Here is a 16,442-nt window from a genome sequence, read left to right as displayed (position 1 = left end):
TCCTTTATTTTTTGTCGAAGATCCAGTAGGCATTTGCCGTAGCATGGATTTCCGACATCATATCAAATTCACGGTTAATATAGTTCTTTGCGTCACTGTCATTGGGATCATTGACCAGTACCTTGCCGTTTGCCGTAACACCTCGGAGTACGATGAAGTGTCCGCCGCTGGTGAAAAGTCCTGCCCGCTGAGAGGAGATGACCGGACAGCCTTCGGAGAGTGCCTGAAGTACCGTATTGGCATTGCTGGTCTGTGTGACGCTGCCACAGCCGAAATGACTGGCTGCAGCCTGAAAGTAGCTCCAGTAGGTTCCAACTCCCGGCTTGTAATAGGAATTCCCGCACCATGCCACCGCATCCGGAGGGGTAATGGTATTCCCGGTCAGGTAGCTGGCGATCATGGCAAAGCTGGTAGGCCCGCAGCCGGAAGATGCGATGGAGCCGCCGCCATAAGGAATGTTCCCGTAATCGGTCTGGAGATAGTGCGGAATCTGCATTCCGTTTGCCGGATAGCTTCCGCCGGTATTGGTAATCTGATAATACCGGAGAACATGCTCCACATATTCCTTGTCCCCATACCGGTCATAATGCCAGTTCGGACGGGCACACATCATATCCGAATAAGCAATGGCGTTTTCTTTGGTATAACCGCCGTCACGTTCCATTGCCCAGTCGATATAGCCGGAGCCGTAATTGTAACCCTGAAGCGCCAGCTTGATGCGGTCCAGGTCGGTAGGTCCGGTACATCCTGCTTTATCCAGTGCATACTTTAATTCCTGAATCCCACATTCGATGGAATAAGCAGGATCGGTGATGCCGTTGGGGACATGGGGGTATTTCTTATTAAAGCCGCCTTCTGCCGCCTGCATGGGATCGCTTCCACGCCCGCCGCTTTCCTGCATCATGACTGCCATGAGGAGTTCCACATAAGCTTCCATGCCGTATTTCTGTGCGACCTGCTGGATGGTAGCCCGGTAAGCCAGCACCTCATCGCTGACACCTACCGCCATGGCAAGACCGGAAGCGGAGCCGCCAAAGAACATGGTCAGGTTTTCCACATAACTGTCTGCCGTTTTTTTCTGCTTATCGGTCAGATGAAAGACGTGATCTGCAAAGTAGGCATCTCCGGCATAGCTGACCGTGTAGGTATGGCGGGTAAAAGTAACCTTTCTGGGTGGTGCATTTTCCTCTTCCGCCGGAACTTCCACCGTGGCCGTTTCTGAAGTAACGTCATAAGAAAAAAGCCCGTCCTCGTTTTCCCGGATCAGGCTTTTGAGTTTGCTGATATTTATATTTTTATAGTCATCCTGGCTGGCACAAAACTGTGCGATGAGCTGGTTCGCATTTACGATGATACTGGAAGCGTAAGGATCGCTGATAGAGGCAGTATCTCCTTCCGGGAGTCTGGCAATTTCCGCATTGATCTTAGCAAGCAGTGCATCATGGCTTTCCTGAAGCACCTCCACGATTGCCTGATTGGAAGCCCGGATATTTTCACTGATTACCGTGTTGCTGGTCAGTGCTCCGGTATTTTCAGAGAGGTCTCCGAAGACGAGTCCCGGAAGCATGACAAGGAACAGAATGGGAAGCATCAGTACACCGCCGACGGCTGCTCCAGTTTTCGCAAGGGTGCGCCTGTGCCGGAATACTGTACCGATGACAGCAAGAGGACTGCCCATCAAGGCTGTTTTTGGCATGTTACATACGCTCCTTTCGCTGTGGGGCTGGCGGCAGTTTCTGGACAATGGATTCATTGTAGGCTACTTTGCCGCTGCCGGAAGTATATGGTGTTTTTTCGACCGTATCCTGTGCATACTGCTTGTACCAGGTGGAACCATCCACGGACTGTACCGTAGAGTAGGAGCCCTGAGTAGGAGCTGCATACTGGTCGGCATGGTACAGGGCAAAATCCCGGTTTCCGGAGCTTCCGGTTTCGGTACCGGTGATCCTTCCGCCACCGATTTCTACATTATCATAGGAAGAACCGCCGCCCGGATTGATGCCCATATAGGAAGTAAAGGCTTTCTGTGCGTCTGCTCCCTTGATGGAACCTACCTGACCGTAATTTCCCTGTGCAATGTTGCTGATGACCTGATTGGCAAAGTCTCCGCCTTTGTTCAGGGATGACTGGTAGAGCATGTTTCCGATACTGCTGTGTTCGGTATAACCGGTTGCGGAATTGACCGCTTCTCTTTGTACCTGTCTTCCCACTGCCCCGGCAAGCCCGCCGGATAGGAAGCTTCCTGCGACAGCCGCACTTCCGGGAGAAGAGGCTTTGTGGTAGCCGCCACCACCATGGGAACGCATGGAACCGGTCAGGCTCCGTCCTGCAATCAGAAGTTCAGCCATCATGTTTCCTCCGGTATTGCCGACATTGATGCCAAGCGATGCCAGAAAAGAATCAATTTTCTGGGATACCTTTAAAAAGGCAATGGCACACAGGAACCAGACGAAGACATTTCCGGTTACCGCTTCCTTTCCCTGACTGGCAACTGCCGCTTCCACGTCTGCTTCCGTAAGCTCCGCTGCAAAGACCGGCATGGAGCAAAACAGTACCAGACAGGCAGTTAGTACCAGGAATGGTATGAGTTTCTTTCTAAGTTTCATTTTGGTCCTCCTTTCTTATAGGGATAACGGATTGGCAAGGAAGGTGCCGACCATAGAAGTAAACAGCCGCAGGCACCACGCATTCATCAGAAGCAAAAAGAACTGGCCGCCAAGCATCCGGCACCAGCTTTTGAAGATATTTCCGGTTGACTGGCTGGCACCCATGGAAAAAGCTGCCGGGGCTGTGTAGACCAGTACCCCCAGAAGAATATAGCGTTCTGCCGCTTCAAAGAGCAGTTTGATGTAGTTCCACGCCAGAATCAGTACCAGAATCAGTGCAATGATGGCTACCGCCCCATTTGCACAGACTCCCAGGATGACTGTGACTACGGAGTTAAAATCCGCAAATTTTAAAGGCGGCAGGTCTTCCGTCAGAATCCAGTTGTACGGTGTTCCTGAAATCTTCAGGAGCAGATCCACAATATCTTTCGCATAGAAGGTGAGAAAGATAAAGAGGAAGGAACGGATGGACAGCTTAATGGGATCTTCCGCTTCGATACCGGCTCCCATAAAGTAATTTTTAAAGAGCTGCCATACCCAGTTTAAGAGGATCAGCCCGATGCCCAGTGCCAGAAAGACCTGATACATGGTCTCGGCAGCAGGAAAGTAGCGAAGAAACGTATCCATGGAACAGCCCAGAGCACCGAGGACTGAAGTGGTGATCAGATCCAGAATGTTCATGACCTGTTCGGCAATCCATTCCACGATTCCGTCAAGTATTCCCATAGTGGCATCTCCTTTCGTCTATCCGTTCCATTTTCCGCCTGCAAAGAACGGGGTGATGTAAGCCATGATAAAGCCAAGCCCGTTTAAGATCGCCCAGGTAATGACGATACGCTTGAGCCATGCACGTGATTCGTCCACGGTTTTTCCGCTTTTGGAAAAATTCATCATCAGAAGGGCAACCGATGCCGTTACGACTGCAGCAATGGTGGAAATGAGGATAATCTGGTTATAGACATCCTTCATGATCTCATTGGCTTTGGTCCAGATGGTAGCGGCAAAAACCGGCTGTGTGTATCCGCAGAGGACTGTGACAGCCAGAAATGCAGCATACAGGCATCTGCCATAATTGACATGCCGTTTTGTGTCCGGCGGAGCGTTTTTCAGTTTGTGTTTCACGTAAAAGTACCTCCTTTTTATAAGAGCGGCAGGAGAATTACCTCCCCTGCCTTTGCTTATGGTTTTCCTGCCTCAAGAAAGGACGCAGCCCGGTCAATGCAGGCTGCGTCCTAAATCAAAGTATGAAATTGTAAAGATCCTCCTATCTTACAGAAAAAACGCAGCTTATTTGCCGCAGGAGAGGCTTCCCATACGGCAGTGCTGCGTTTCGTTCTGCATATAATTTTGACAATATCAATTTTAACATGGGTAAATTACCGCTACAATCGCAGGACTGTGCCAGTTACAGACGATGGAGTGCCAAAAATGTGACCAACGCTAAAAGCGTTATAAATGCAATCCTTATGGATACTGTAAGCGTGATTTGCAACCAATTATACTGGATTTACATGACTAATGCTTTAAGCGTTAGTGAATACTGGAAGGAGGAGGTGTGCGTGTGAAAGGAATGGGAAAGGCAATCCGCAGGTACAGGGAAGAGGCAGGAATTACGCAGGAGAGACTGGCTGAACTGGTGGATATCAGTACCAACCATCTGGGTGCGATTGAGCGGGAAGTGAAAACACCTACGATGGAAACATTTGTAAAGCTGTTGAATGTATTAGGTGCGGAACCGAATGAAGTGCTGAAGGAAGTGATTCCTCTTACCAGAATGGAACATACTTCTGTAGTGGAAGGAAAGCTGGAAAGGCTCACACCGAAGAAGCAGGAAAGCGTGCTTCGGATGCTGGATGTGATAATTGAAGAGATGATGAAATAGAAGCTGTCTGCGAAATTGCCGCAGGCAGTTTTTTTGAAAGCTGTATATGCAATAAAACACATAAAAATATGCGATTTATGATGAAAGTGATTGCAAGATTTGATATAGTAATCCTAAAAGCATTATAAAACTAATTCTTAAAGGATGACTATAATATGAAAAAGGGATATGTGGGATTATTGGCATGTGCGTCAGGAATTCTGATCGGACTGGGAATCAGCCGGCTGGATCTGACAGGTTATCTTGAAAAAACACAGGAGCAGGAATATCACCCGGTAGAAAGAAAGGTGCCTGAATCAGTAGAAAGCAAGCTGAAAGATCCAAAACAGTGCTGGCTGTGTGGAAGCGATGAACGGAGTATGATGGATTATTTCCGGAAGTTTGACGATCTGGGAGTGATCTGTACCAATCACTGGTATGTGATGGATATGCATATCCGGAATCATGATGAGGACGGGAATCTTACCGGCCCGCAGGGAAACGGGCATATGGGTTATACCGGGACAGGAGAAGGCGGCTGCTTTTTCCATACGGAGCAGATGTCGGATTACGGGATTTCCGAAGTATCGGTGGATTACGGGGAAGATAGTATCTTCGATGTGAAAAAAGTACAGAACCATCTGTGTCAGGAATGCCTGGATAAGCTGGTGGAAAGCATGGAGGTATTCTGTGAGGAAACGCAAAAACCCAAGCCCCGTGATCTGGTACTGGTGGATTTTCAGACATTGGAGCTGTACGCCATTCAGGAGCATAATGCGGGATACTTTATCCGGGATTATTATGTGGAAATTGAGTCGGAGGAAGATGGGGTGGAAGTAAAGGCATTTTACTGCCCGAAGCTTAATAACGGGAAAAAGGATGGAGAATAAATTGAGGTTTGCATTGGTGAGGAGTATAATGTAAGTACGTGTTATGTATTGGAAAAACTTGAATTTAGCAGAAAGAAGGATTGTTATGAAATTTATCAATACTAGAAAATTCACATGGATAATTTGTATAATAGGATTTTTGCTTGCTCTTGTAAGTATATTTTTCTTACCGAGTATTATTCCAGTACATTTTGCAAATGGGATTGCGGATGATTATGGAAGAAAAATACAAATATTTTTATTTCCTATATTACAAGTGCTTATCACTTTTTTGACTGGACGAGAAAAAGTAAAATATTGCCTGACACATTCAAAAACTTTCTTAACGGACATTCAGTTTAATTGGATGATAGATGGTGTACTTTTATTGGTAATGTTTGCAGAAATATGGGTTATCTATGCTTCATTTGCATAGAAATACTTGCATAACAATTTACATTTGATTGAGCAGATAAAAATGATTTGAGGTGGTAGCAATGAAAAAGCGATTGGGAATCATAGCCGGAATTTTAGGAATTGTATTGGCAGTCATTGGCATTGTACTGAAGCAGAAAGAAAACACAGCCGTTTCTGTTATTGGTGGTGCGGATGGCCCGACTTCTATTTTCATAGCAGGGAAGTTAAATGGTGATAATTTTATTTTTATGATTGTAGTTGGAATTATTTTATTGATTTTGGCAGGAGTTATTTTTTACAAACGTAAGCATTAAGTTACAGTTTTTTAGACTGTGTATGGCGGAAGAACCGGGAAAGTGTAGATATATCATGGGGATTTTGGAAAAAAATAAAAAAAGTAAGGGTACAGCGTTTGTCTATGATGAGAATAATGATTACTATAAGATGGAAATAAACGGGATTGAATTTGTCTGTGACAGTATACATTCCGATTATGAGAAGCATGCAGTTGAACTGGCACAGGCGTATGAGAAAAGGCTGCCGGATATCGTGGATTATCTTATGCCGGATATAAAGGAGATGTTTGGAATTACAAATCCAGATGTAATAGCAAACTCACTAGGAAAGCCGAGTATAGATTTGGATAGAGGAACACTGACTTATCTGGAGCACACAATGGACAGCCTACATATTATTGAAATGGAATTTGACGGTATCTTCACGGCATTCTATAACTCCTGTATTGATGGATAGGACTTTAGTAACATAGAGCTGCAGTTGTCTACAGCTTTTATCCAGACTTCGGATGTTACAGAGAAGCAATCAGAAATGGATTGATCGATTTCTGAAGCAGTATCCGGTGAAATCCTTGAACATATGAAGGAAAAGTATGTATGTTAATTTTATTTTTATTGTAGACAAAAGATAGGACTGATATGATAAAAGAACAGGTTATTACAAATAGAGGTGGAGTATTTGATGCAGAAAATATTATTACTGGAGGATGACTTGAATCTAAATCGGGGAATTGCCCTGTTACTTTCACGGGAAGGGTATGAGGTTCGTCAGGTTTATACAATAAAGGAAGCAAAAGAAGCATTTCAAAAAGGAGATTATGCTCTTGTTATCAGCGATATTACATTGCCGGATGGTACAGGACTGGATTTTGGAAGGATGGTACGTGCAGGTGGAGATACATATCTTATCTATCTTACGGCTTTGGATCAGGAAATAGATATTGTAAATGGTTATGATACAGGGGCAGATGATTATATTACCAAACCATTTTCACTGATGGCTTTGGTGTCGAAGGTGAACGCATTGATGAGACGGCTTTCTAAGGTACAGGCACAGATTATGTCTTCCGGAGAGATTACGGTGCATATGAAAACGATGCAGGTGTATAAAGGGGATGAACCAGTTACTTTAAGTAAGAAAGAATTCTCTCTGTTGCTGTATCTCTGGGAGAATGCAGGACAGATTGTTTCAAAAGAAAGTATCCTGGAGCATGTATGGGATATAGACGGTCAATTTGTCGATGATAATACGGTTACTGTCAATATAAGCAGACTGAAGAATAAACTTGGAACAGAAGAGATAGCGAATGTGAGAGGACTGGGATATATATGGACCGGAAAGGTAAACAAAAATTAAAACGGTATTTTATCGTATATGTAATCTTTGCAGTATTTTTTACAGTAGGAATGTATCTGATAACAAAGTATGAGGAAAATGCGAAAGCAACGCAGATAGCACTGCTCCTTGCAGAACATCCTGAACTGGAAGGGGAAATAGTTGCAATCTGGGAAAAGTCAGGAACAGTAGATTTTATAAGAGACCGGGACGATCAGAAGATAGAAAGAGTCGTACAGATGCTGGAAGAAACTTATGGTTATCACTCAGGGAGTGGATCTTCAGATGTGGTTATAAGGATTATCTGGGGAATTGGATTACTAGTGGGAGTCATAGTATGTAGCCTGTTCTTGTACCTGGACCGAAGAAAAAACTGGAGCAGATACGGTGATGAGGAACAATTACAGCAATTATATGAATGTCTGCAGGAATTCAGAAAAGGAAAATTCCAAACATATCCTGAAGAAACATCAGAATCGGAACAATGGTTAAAGGTGTGGGAATCTGTAAAGGAGCTGGGGCAATATTTCGAAGATTTGAAGGAACGTCTGGAGCAGGAAGAAAATGGTACGAAGAGTCTGATTACAGATATTTCCCATCAGTTGAAGACTCCGCTTGCATCACTCCGGATGAGTCATGAGCTGGTGGCAGAAAATCGGGTTACAGGAGAAGAACAGAGGGAGTTTCTGGAGCAGGAATCACAGGAACTTACCAAACTGGAACAGCTCTTGAATGAACTGGTAAATCTTTCAAGGCTGGAAACACATATGATCCAGATACATTCGCTTCATGAAAGCCTGAAGAAAACGCTAACAGAGGCTGTCAGTCAGATTTATATGAAGGCAAGAGGAAAAGATATTTCCATTCAGGTGGAGATGGATGATGATATAGTTGTGAACCATGATTCAAAATGGACGGTAGAAGCATTAACGAATATCCTTGAGAATGCAGTCAAATATTCACCGGAACATACAACGATTACAGTGAGGACGCAGGAGCTAGCAAGCAATGTGCTTATTGAAGTAGAAGATGAAGGAATGGGCATTCCTGCGGAGGAACTGCATAAGATCTATCAGAGATTTTACCGGGGAAGGAAAGCAAAGGAACAGGTAAAAGACGGAGCGGGTGTCGGTCTGTATCTTGCCAGAAAGATCATAGAAGAACAGGGGGGGACAATAGCAGCCAAAAGAAAGGCTGAGAAAGGTATGATATTTAAAGTGACACTGCCGCTCATAATAGGAGAATAGTCGGAACCCTTACAAAACTGTTATGGTTGTTGTAAGGGTTTTGTAATGCAGGAATGTTATAGTAGGGGTATGAAATGGAAAGGGGACTTGAAGATATGAGTAGTATTTTAAAAGTAGAAGATCTAGTAAAGTATTATGGAGAAGGCGAGAATCAGGTGAGAGCCGTGGATCATACAAGTTTACAGATAGAGAGAGGCAAGTTTACAGCTATCGTAGGACGTTCCGGCTCCGGAAAATCTACACTTCTGCATCTGATTGGAGGGCTTGACAGACCGGATTCCGGCAAAGTATGGATTGATGGAACCGATATCTATTCTCGAAAAGATGATAAACTGGCACAGTTTCGAAGAAAGAAGATAGGATTTATCTTTCAGGATTTTAATCTGATTCCATCGCTGAATGTGTGGGAGAATATCGTTCTTCCGCTGGGACTTGATAATCGCAAGGTAAAGCCGCGGGAAGTGGAAGATATTCTCAAAAAAATCGGACTGCAGGATAAGAAAGATGCGATGCCGTCTGCTTTGTCTGGTGGACAGAAACAGAGAACTGCGATAGCCAGGGCATTGGTGACAAGACCGGCGATAATTTTGGCGGATGAGCCGACTGGAAACCTTGATTCCCAGACTGAGCTAGAGGTTATGAGCCTATTGAAAAGCTGCGTGTCGGATTTCGGGCAGACGCTTATCATGATTACCCATGATGAAACGATTGCCCAGATGGCGGATGAAATGATTATCATTGAAGATGGCAAGGCGGTGAGAAGATAATGAAGATGACGACCAGAGTTGCATATTGCAATATGCGGCATTATAAGAGCAAAAACATACTGATTGGAATTGCCATTATCCTGACAACATTACTGCTGTTCGTAATCCCATCAATCGGAAAAGATATGGTGGAAGTGAACTTTGCGGTAATCAATAAGATTTATCCAACATGGCATGCCCTTTATCGGAACGTGGACGAGAGTACAGTTATGAAACTGGCGGCACATCATGATGTGAAAACTTACGGACTCCGCAGCGATGCGGGGTACATGAATCTGGAAGATGCGACGGTTTCCATGATGTATATGGACAGAACAGGGATGGAACTTTATAAAGTGAAGCTGAAAGAGGGGCAACTTCCGCAGAAAGAAAATGATATTGTGGTTTCAAAAGGAATACTGGAAGCATTAGGACAGAATGGGAAAATCGGTGACACTATCACAGTACCTTATCAGATTCTGAAAGATGACGGACTGGATTATACGAAGGAGAAAGACTTTCGAATCTGTGGTTTTTTAGCAGATAATGAGAGCAGCAAAGAACAAAAACAATATACATCATTGGTTTCAGAGGCCTTTCTGAAAGCGGAGATACCGGTAGAACAGGTGAAATATCGGTTTTTACTTCAGGTGAATGGACAGAAAGGAAATACGACTGCAGATTATACAGAGACGATACAGAATATTGCCAGACAGTTCGGGATTTCCGAGGATGACATGAATATTAATAAAGAGTATCTTGCAGCAAATTATGTGGATCCGGCTACAATTCCGGTGATTGTAGGAATCATGCTTATTGTTGTATTGGCGGGCATTATCACAATTTATAGTGTTTATTATGTATCTATGAACCAGAGGGTTCGGGAATTTGGAAAGTTAAAGGCAATCGGGGCTACGAAACGGCAGCTTAGACAAATCGTACTAAGAGAGGGAATGGGAGTGGCGTTGTTTGCCATTCCGATAGGACTTTTGATCGGAACAGTTGCTGTGAAAGTTGTACTTCTCCAGTTTGTAGAACATGCAAAGGATTCAAACGTACTTATAACAGAGGCATACAAGGTTGTAGCTAAAGGAGAAGTCCAACTTTATTATTGGTGGATTTATCTGTTGGCAATTGCAGTGACTCTGTGTACAGTGTATCTGTCACTGATGAAGCCTATGCGTATGGCGGCGAAGGTATCAGAAATAGAAGCTATGCGTTACCAGGGAGGCAGTAAGCGACAGAAAAGCAGCAGGAAGGGATATCAATTTCTGAATATCGGACGACTGACCAAGAGAAATCTTGCAGAGAATAAAAAGAAGAGTACTATCACGATTGTATCTATGGCCGTTACCGGAATATTTGTCATGATGGTAGCAACGGTGCTGTCTTGTGCAAATCCGATGGAAAGTGCAAAGAGTTCGATTGTGGGGCAATATGAGATTTCTCCAATTGTGGAATCCGGGAATAAAGAGCATCCTGAATATGAATGGGCGGAGGTTCAAAAGAATAATCCATTAAATGAAGGACTAAAGCAGCAGATAGAGGAGCTTGACGGTGTTGAGCGGGTAGATGTGTTTACCGCGTTGAAGGTATCAGGAGGACCTTTTGAAGAAAAAATTGGAACCGAATTTATCAATGGAGTGCCGGAAGAATACGCAGAAGAGCTGAAAAAAGGAATCACTGAAGGCAATGTCACATACGAGGAATTGAAATCCGGGGATAAAGTGATTCTGGACCGCGCGCTACTTCACTGGTATCCAGATATTAAAGTGGGAGATAAGCTGAAACTCAATATTCATGATGGAGATAATACCTTTCAAAAAGAGATTGAAGTGGCAGCAATTGGTGAATATGGAAGAGGTCTGACAAACTATAACTGTCTTATCATGGCAAAAGAAGGGGCAGAGAAACTTACCATAAATAATTCTTCCAGCTATTTTCAGGTGATTGCAGATAAGGATTATGATGAGGCACTGGAAGCATCTCTACAGGCTATTGTGGATGGATCAGGCAGACTGCAGATGCGTACCTGGAAGAATGAGTACGATACATGGGAAAATGCCATACAGATGACTAGAGGTGCATGTTATGCATTTATCATCATTCTGGCAGCAATCAGCATTATGAACTTGATTAACACAATGATCAATAGTGTCCATGTGCGAAAAAAGGAGCTTGGCATGATGCAGGCAATCGGAATGTCGGACCGTCAGTTGATGAAGATGCTCCAGTTGGAAGGTATATTCTATACAGTAGGCACTCTTATTATCAGTATCGGAGTGGGAAGTCTTGCAGGATATCCGTTGTTTTTATATGCAAAGCGTACAGGAATGTTTGATATCAGCACATACCATTATCCGGTAACAGCAGCTATTATTATAATTTTAACATTGTTTGTGATACAGATGTTATTGGCAATATTCATTGCAAAGTCAGTAAGGAAAGATTCATTGATAGAGAGAATTCGTTTCAGTGAGTAAGAATATAAATTTCTGATGTTTAATGCAGATACTAATCAATGTCATAATAAAAAGGGGGACTTGATTTCTCAAATCCCCCAGTGTATAATGAACTCAAGAAAGGTATTCAGATGCAAAATCTGATGCCCTCAGTTAAATTTTATATTCTATGTATAAGTCATAGCATCCAAAACTTTCCTAGGGTCGTGGATGCTATTTCTTATTATGTCGATCTATATAAGTCAAAGCCGCAAAAATTACCAATAGTAAAGTCAATACTTCCATTGTATTCATGGGCATCACCCTCCTTGGATACTAGAGGGCAAAATCGAAATGCATCCGTCTTTCCGGTTCAGTAATACCGAATCAGTATAACACGTTACCGTTTTCAGTACAATAAGGTAATGGTCTGAAAAATACTTTATTCTGTCACCTTATGTAGCTGTATCGTGAGTATTTGCTGGACTAATTGGTGCTGTATATGAAAAAAAGCTATTTAAAAATAAGGTGGAAGCCTTATATGGTCTGCTTGATGATGCGGGTGATGATGCCGAGGGCAACATTACGCTCTTCATCAATATGCGTCACCACAAAGGATACCTGATCCTTTTTCCCGACTGTCCGGCTGTCATAGCAGGAGTGGGCAATGGCATTGACACCGATGGAGAGCCGGACAAAGACGGTGCCTTTATGGATGTCTTCCACAGTTCCGGCGTATTTTCCCTGAATCTTACATTTTTTCATGTTTTCCTTGCTGGTGTTGCCTTCCACACTTTTGACATCTGCGTGGACAATGACCTGCTCCGGTGAGTCTGCCCGCACATCCAGGATGCGTACCAGGATGTGATCGCCTACCTGGAAGCGTTCTCTGGCATCACCCATCCAGTCGAAGGACAGGTCTCTGGCAAGAATGGAGGTTTCCACACCGAAAATTTCTGCCCGGACTACCTTTTCCGCAACAGCAATGACTCTTGCCTGCACGATACGGTCTTCATAAACTTTCGGCATTCCGGAAGCATCTTTATCCAGATAGAAGATCTGGCGTTTCTTCAGCATCGCTTCTTTCCGGCTGGCGACAATGCTGCGTGTCTTCGGATCTAATCCCTTAATCAGAAAATCAATCTCACATCCAAGCATATTGTTGAGGATTTTGTTCTGCCGCAGAGCAAGCTCCCCATAATCGTGTGCTTCATCCTGCATGAGATGGATCATCATCTCAGTTACTGGGATGACAGTACGGAAATCCTTGTAGTAAACCACGGCAATGAGGCTGCCGTTTTCTGTTTTCTCGATACCGCCAAGCATTCCGGTTAAGATCCGGCGGGTACGGTAGGCATTCTGGATCTCATGCCAGGTAAGGTCTGAAATGGACTGGGCTGTTTCCAGCTTCGCATCGGAATCCAGAGTTAAAATAGGTGTGTTGGTTGTTTCGTTTGGCATCATAGTGTCTCCTTTCAAATTATGACATGATAGAATCTTTATCTAAAGGAACCATGTCTGTGTGATCCGAATAGTTATCTGCTGAGAAGTCATCCGGGAAATCGTGATAGCCAGGTTCCTGATAAACGCTTTGCTGGTCAAAGTGCGGTTCAGCTTTTTTCTTTTTCTGCTTTCCATAAGAAGCGGTTTTTTTCGGGTGGGAAGCAGGAATAGTTGGAGTGTACGTATATTCTTCACTACATGCTCCTTTTCTCCATTCCGGAATATGTTCGGAAGCCTTCCGGGGAATGAGTTTTTGGGCATCCGGGTGCAGGGTGTAATCGTATTTTTCTACCTGCAGTACCTTCTGACCACGCAGGATAATCAGTGCAGTATCCAGCGGGAGCCGCAGGATCTCATCCGGAGTTAAGAGCTTTCGTTTCCCGATGGATCTGGTCTGGCGGTATTCCGGTGTATAATCGGATACCCTCCAGCTATTTAATTGTTTGGCTTCGCTGCTGACACCAACGGTCACATCACCGGAGCGGTTAGAGATAAATGTAGCAGTTACCTCATCCGTACAGCCTAAAAATAGCTGAGTGTCGCAGTTCCCGATGATTTCCTGCCATTGGTTTAAGGGATACCGGTTCTGCATCTGAGGCAGGTTCTGGAAAATGCAGGAAATACTGAGGTTTCGACTTCGGATCACGGAAATCTTTTTGTTGAGCGATAGGATTGCTCCCGTATTCGCCAGCTCATCAGCCAGGATATGTACCGGAACCGGCAGTTTTCCATCTTCCCCATAGGTGTCTGCATAACGGACCAGTTTGATAAATACGAAGGTCATAAACAGGGAAGAAAGAAAATCAAAAGTGCTGTCTTGATCCGAAGTGATGCAGAAGTATGCACATTTTTCTTTTCCCGGCAGCGTCAGGTTGATCTCATCATAGGAAGTGATCTGGCGGATCAGCTTGTTCTGGAATACCTGAAGTCTGGAACCGAGTCCGATGATGACGCCGGAACGTACCGTGTCACTTGCCTGCTTATAGATGCAGTAGGGGACTTTTGCCGGATGGGAGACCGGAAGCAGGTCAAAGAGGCTGTTCAGTTCTTTTTCAGAACTCATGGTCAGGAGTTTGTATACCTGTCCGATATTCTTTGCCTCCGGTGGGAATCCCTGATCCACATAGAGAATCAGAGCTTTTAATAAGTTCATCTCGGCATTGTCCCAGAAGTGATCGCCTTTGGCAGAACCGGTATTCTGGATGATGACATCAGCAAATACTTGTGCCATGGTTTCCTGTCCGCCAATTTCACCCAGACAATTCCAGCTATCCGAGTTTTCCGGGTTTACAAGATTAAAGGATTTCACGATATATCCGGCATTCTCAAGGTAAGTGGCTGTACTTTCGTACAATTCCGATTTTGGATCGGTGATGATGAGGCTTTCCCCGCGGGCAACACACTGGAAGATCATGTTGCGTGCAAAGGCCCGGCTTTTCATGGAACCGCTGGCACCGTAAACGGCAATATTCCGGTTCATGCGGGTATCCTTCGGGAGACAAACGGCTTTTCCGTTCAGTTTTCCAAGAATGGTTCCCTTGTGTTTCTTGACATCATTCGTAAGCTCCAGTACCTGATGCATTTCCTCCAAAGTCATAAAACCGGAAGTCCCATAGGTTCCCTTTGTGGAATAATTCAGGTTCCGGTCCCGGTCTGTTATTTCCCCGTTTCGGTCAAATCCCATACGCATGAGAAGGAAGGTCAGGAGTCCAAAAGCTGCCAGACATAGAAAAATCCCATACAGATTGTACGGGAAAGCAGTCAGGGCATCCAGACAGGCGAGCGGGTGCGGGGAGGGAATCTGCGGGGCAGTTCCGTTTCCAGCAAAATTGCCGGCAGATTCCCAGGTCTGATAGTTGCGGATAAATTGAGCAACATAGCCTCCTGCATAGAGGGTGCAGAAGGTGATCGGAAGCATATAAATGAGCTTCCACCATTTACGGTTCATGTAAAAACCCCCTTTTGAATTTGCAAAGGTCAATACTGGAGAAATGGATTGTGGCAGTTAAGTATTTTTTCAGGACCGGAATCTGAAAATCGAAACAGATCAGGTTCCCGGATCTGCCGTATACATTTAAGCCGGTATTGAACCGGTTGATTCGCTGCATGTCAAAATCATAAGCAAGAAGGATGGGGTTCCCGGAAGCATCCGTGGCATCATGTTCCAGTGGAATTGAATCGCTGCGGCAGCCCAGATCGGACAGCAGGAGGTTGTCCAGCTTTTCCATGATCTCAGGGTGAACCAGCAGTTTTAAAAGCACTTCCCCTTCCGGAGTATTGGGAAGGTAATGGAAATGCTCGAAGGAGGTGTCCAGCATAAACAGGCTCTTTTTGTAGCCTCCTGTACTGGTAAACAGCCGGAAAGCCATTTCCATGTCGGTTCCGGTCATGATTGCCCGGATCTGTGGATGTCCGTTGTAAGGGTAGCCTTGCAGGTAATGCTGCAGGAAGGCGTTTAAGCGGACTTCCGTTCGATATTCCCATTTCAGGACTCCGTTTCCCGTGTTGTAAAGGACATAGACACATTGCGGTGCCATCAGGATGCCCATGCTGCGGGAGTTCCTAATCTTCGTGGTCTCCGGGCCCAATTCCTTAATTTCTCTGGAAGCGTAAAAAAGAGGAAGGCTTCGCATACCGATGGAACCAGCTTCGCGGTGATTACAGAAGATGTCAGGTTTTACATCCGGATAAAAGGGAATCCCGGCATGAAGGAGTGTCAGATACGTTTCGGCTTTCTGATGTAAGCGGATACGTCGGGATACTTCACTTCGGATGAGGTTCGTCTCGGTATTGCCGGTCAGATAGCACTGGAAGCGTAACGGCGAGACAGATAACAGCATTTCTTTCGCAGCTTTTGTAAGACGGTAGCCTCTGAGAGCATCCCGGTAGTGGGTACGGATGAGGTGTTCCGCCTTCAAATCCGTAATGAGTTTTTCCGCATAGGAGGCACTTGGGATGAGTCTGTTTAGCTGGTCTGCGGGAAATTCCCCGCACATCCCTATCATTTCCAGTAAGCGGTATTTCGTAGTGTCAGGTCTTATCAAATAAGCATCACCTCAATTCAGTTCTTACCCATGCAAGCCTATACTTGGGTAAATCTCTGGTGGTTTGGAGATAAAA

Annotated in this window: 16 protein-coding genes; 9 read left to right on the top strand and 7 right to left on the bottom strand. The window is 44.7% G+C overall.

Features of this window, described 5'->3' with window-relative positions:
* Window positions 1-4: 4 nt before the first annotated feature.
* From PGY05_RS04545 to PGY05_RS04530, 4 genes are read right to left on the bottom strand one after another with little or no spacing between them, the layout of a single operon-like run.
* Window positions 5-1,696, bottom strand: a complete 1,692-nt coding sequence (locus PGY05_RS04545; protein ID WP_005333517.1) for a lysozyme family protein — start codon at window positions 1,694-1,696, stop codon at window positions 5-7.
* Window position 1,697: 1 nt separating this feature from the next.
* Entirely contained in the window at window positions 1,698-2,606 is a 909-nt protein-coding gene (locus tag PGY05_RS04540) for a hypothetical protein (RefSeq protein WP_005333520.1), read from the bottom strand.
* Between the two features lie 15 nt (window positions 2,607-2,621).
* Complete coding sequence (locus tag PGY05_RS04535; RefSeq protein ID WP_005333522.1) at window positions 2,622-3,332, bottom strand: hypothetical protein; 711 nt, start codon at window positions 3,330-3,332, stop codon at window positions 2,622-2,624.
* Between the two features lie 18 nt (window positions 3,333-3,350).
* Entirely contained in the window at window positions 3,351-3,728 is a 378-nt protein-coding gene (locus PGY05_RS04530; protein ID WP_005333524.1) for a hypothetical protein, read from the bottom strand.
* 448 nt (window positions 3,729-4,176) lie between these two features.
* Between PGY05_RS04530 and PGY05_RS04525 the strand changes: the two genes are divergently transcribed.
* The 9 genes from PGY05_RS04525 to PGY05_RS04485 all read left to right on the top strand — a co-directional run bounded on the left by PGY05_RS04525 (window position 4,177) and on the right by PGY05_RS04485 (window position 11,861).
* Window positions 4,177-4,488 carry a helix-turn-helix domain-containing protein gene (locus PGY05_RS04525; protein WP_179960461.1) on the top strand — a complete coding sequence of 104 codons (312 nt, stop codon included), beginning with the start codon at window positions 4,177-4,179 and terminating at the stop codon, window positions 4,486-4,488.
* A gap of 155 nt (window positions 4,489-4,643) precedes the next feature.
* The gene (locus tag PGY05_RS04520; RefSeq protein ID WP_005333529.1) at window positions 4,644-5,357 is read left to right on the top strand and encodes a hypothetical protein; all 714 of its coding nucleotides are present in this window, start codon (window positions 4,644-4,646) and stop codon (window positions 5,355-5,357) included.
* Window positions 5,358-5,442: 85 nt separating this feature from the next.
* Complete coding sequence (locus PGY05_RS04515; protein ID WP_022415592.1) at window positions 5,443-5,772, top strand: DUF1648 domain-containing protein; 330 nt, start codon at window positions 5,443-5,445, stop codon at window positions 5,770-5,772.
* A gap of 61 nt (window positions 5,773-5,833) precedes the next feature.
* Window positions 5,834-6,067: an LPXTG cell wall anchor domain-containing protein gene (locus tag PGY05_RS04510; protein ID WP_005333531.1), complete on the top strand. Its 234-nt coding sequence runs from the start codon at window positions 5,834-5,836 to the stop codon at window positions 6,065-6,067.
* Between the two features lie 55 nt (window positions 6,068-6,122).
* Complete coding sequence (locus PGY05_RS04505) at window positions 6,123-6,506, top strand: hypothetical protein (RefSeq protein WP_226850873.1); 384 nt, start codon at window positions 6,123-6,125, stop codon at window positions 6,504-6,506.
* 225 nt (window positions 6,507-6,731) lie between these two features.
* Window positions 6,732-7,406, top strand: coding sequence for a response regulator transcription factor (locus PGY05_RS04500; protein ID WP_005333533.1), 675 nt, complete (start codon window positions 6,732-6,734; stop codon window positions 7,404-7,406).
* On the top strand, window positions 7,379-8,632 hold the full coding sequence (locus PGY05_RS04495; RefSeq protein WP_005333534.1) for a sensor histidine kinase: 1,254 nt from the start codon (window positions 7,379-7,381) through the stop codon (window positions 8,630-8,632). Before PGY05_RS04500 ends, PGY05_RS04495 begins: the two co-directional genes overlap by 28 nt.
* A gap of 95 nt (window positions 8,633-8,727) precedes the next feature.
* Entirely contained in the window at window positions 8,728-9,399 is a 672-nt protein-coding gene (locus PGY05_RS04490) for an ABC transporter ATP-binding protein (protein ID WP_172676439.1), read from the top strand.
* Between the two features lie 5 nt (window positions 9,400-9,404).
* Window positions 9,405-11,861, top strand: coding sequence for an ABC transporter permease (locus tag PGY05_RS04485; RefSeq protein ID WP_227617543.1), 2,457 nt, complete (start codon window positions 9,405-9,407; stop codon window positions 11,859-11,861).
* Between the two features lie 495 nt (window positions 11,862-12,356).
* Here PGY05_RS04485 and PGY05_RS04480 read toward each other — a convergent pair whose 3' ends face one another.
* Genes PGY05_RS04480 through PGY05_RS04470 form a run of 3 tightly spaced genes read right to left on the bottom strand, consistent with a single transcriptional unit; the run spans window position 12,357 to window position 16,366 of the window.
* The gene (locus PGY05_RS04480) at window positions 12,357-13,280 is read right to left on the bottom strand and encodes a S1 RNA-binding domain-containing protein (RefSeq protein ID WP_023921587.1); all 924 of its coding nucleotides are present in this window, start codon (window positions 13,278-13,280) and stop codon (window positions 12,357-12,359) included.
* Between the two features lie 19 nt (window positions 13,281-13,299).
* The gene (locus PGY05_RS04475) at window positions 13,300-15,270 is read right to left on the bottom strand and encodes a VirD4-like conjugal transfer protein, CD1115 family (protein WP_270475422.1); all 1,971 of its coding nucleotides are present in this window, start codon (window positions 15,268-15,270) and stop codon (window positions 13,300-13,302) included.
* On the bottom strand, window positions 15,260-16,366 hold the full coding sequence (locus PGY05_RS04470; protein ID WP_022415648.1) for a hypothetical protein: 1,107 nt from the start codon (window positions 16,364-16,366) through the stop codon (window positions 15,260-15,262). Before PGY05_RS04470 ends, PGY05_RS04475 begins: the two co-directional genes overlap by 11 nt.
* Window positions 16,367-16,442: the final 76 nt, after the last annotated feature.

The organism is Coprococcus sp. AF51-11b1 (assembly GCF_027682785.1).
Lineage (GTDB): Bacteria > Bacillota > Clostridia > Lachnospirales > Lachnospiraceae > Allocoprococcus > Allocoprococcus comes.
This window is presented reverse-complemented; position numbering and strand designations above follow the sequence as displayed.

Excerpts from the sequence above, each read along its gene's own strand:
- PGY05_RS04545 (WP_005333517.1), bottom strand. The coding sequence starts at position 1,696 with ATGCCAAAAACAGCCTTGATGGGCAGTCCTCTTGCTGTCATCGGTACA.
- PGY05_RS04540 (WP_005333520.1), bottom strand. The coding sequence starts at position 2,606 with ATGAAACTTAGAAAGAAACTCATACCATTCCTGGTACTAACTGCCTGT.
- PGY05_RS04535 (WP_005333522.1), bottom strand. The coding sequence starts at position 3,332 with ATGGGAATACTTGACGGAATCGTGGAATGGATTGCCGAACAGGTCATG.
- PGY05_RS04525 (WP_179960461.1), top strand. The coding sequence starts at position 4,177 with ATGGGAAAGGCAATCCGCAGGTACAGGGAAGAGGCAGGAATTACGCAG.
- PGY05_RS04520 (WP_005333529.1), top strand. The coding sequence starts at position 4,644 with ATGAAAAAGGGATATGTGGGATTATTGGCATGTGCGTCAGGAATTCTG.
- PGY05_RS04515 (WP_022415592.1), top strand. The coding sequence starts at position 5,443 with ATGAAATTTATCAATACTAGAAAATTCACATGGATAATTTGTATAATA.
- PGY05_RS04510 (WP_005333531.1), top strand. The coding sequence starts at position 5,834 with ATGAAAAAGCGATTGGGAATCATAGCCGGAATTTTAGGAATTGTATTG.
- PGY05_RS04505 (WP_226850873.1), top strand. The coding sequence starts at position 6,123 with ATGGGGATTTTGGAAAAAAATAAAAAAAGTAAGGGTACAGCGTTTGTC.
- PGY05_RS04500 (WP_005333533.1), top strand. The coding sequence starts at position 6,732 with ATGCAGAAAATATTATTACTGGAGGATGACTTGAATCTAAATCGGGGA.
- PGY05_RS04495 (WP_005333534.1), top strand. The coding sequence starts at position 7,379 with ATGGACCGGAAAGGTAAACAAAAATTAAAACGGTATTTTATCGTATAT.
- PGY05_RS04490 (WP_172676439.1), top strand. The coding sequence starts at position 8,728 with ATGAGTAGTATTTTAAAAGTAGAAGATCTAGTAAAGTATTATGGAGAA.
- PGY05_RS04485 (WP_227617543.1), top strand. The coding sequence starts at position 9,405 with ATGACGACCAGAGTTGCATATTGCAATATGCGGCATTATAAGAGCAAA.
- PGY05_RS04480 (WP_023921587.1), bottom strand. The coding sequence starts at position 13,280 with ATGCCAAACGAAACAACCAACACACCTATTTTAACTCTGGATTCCGAT.
- PGY05_RS04475 (WP_270475422.1), bottom strand. The coding sequence starts at position 15,270 with ATGAACCGTAAATGGTGGAAGCTCATTTATATGCTTCCGATCACCTTC.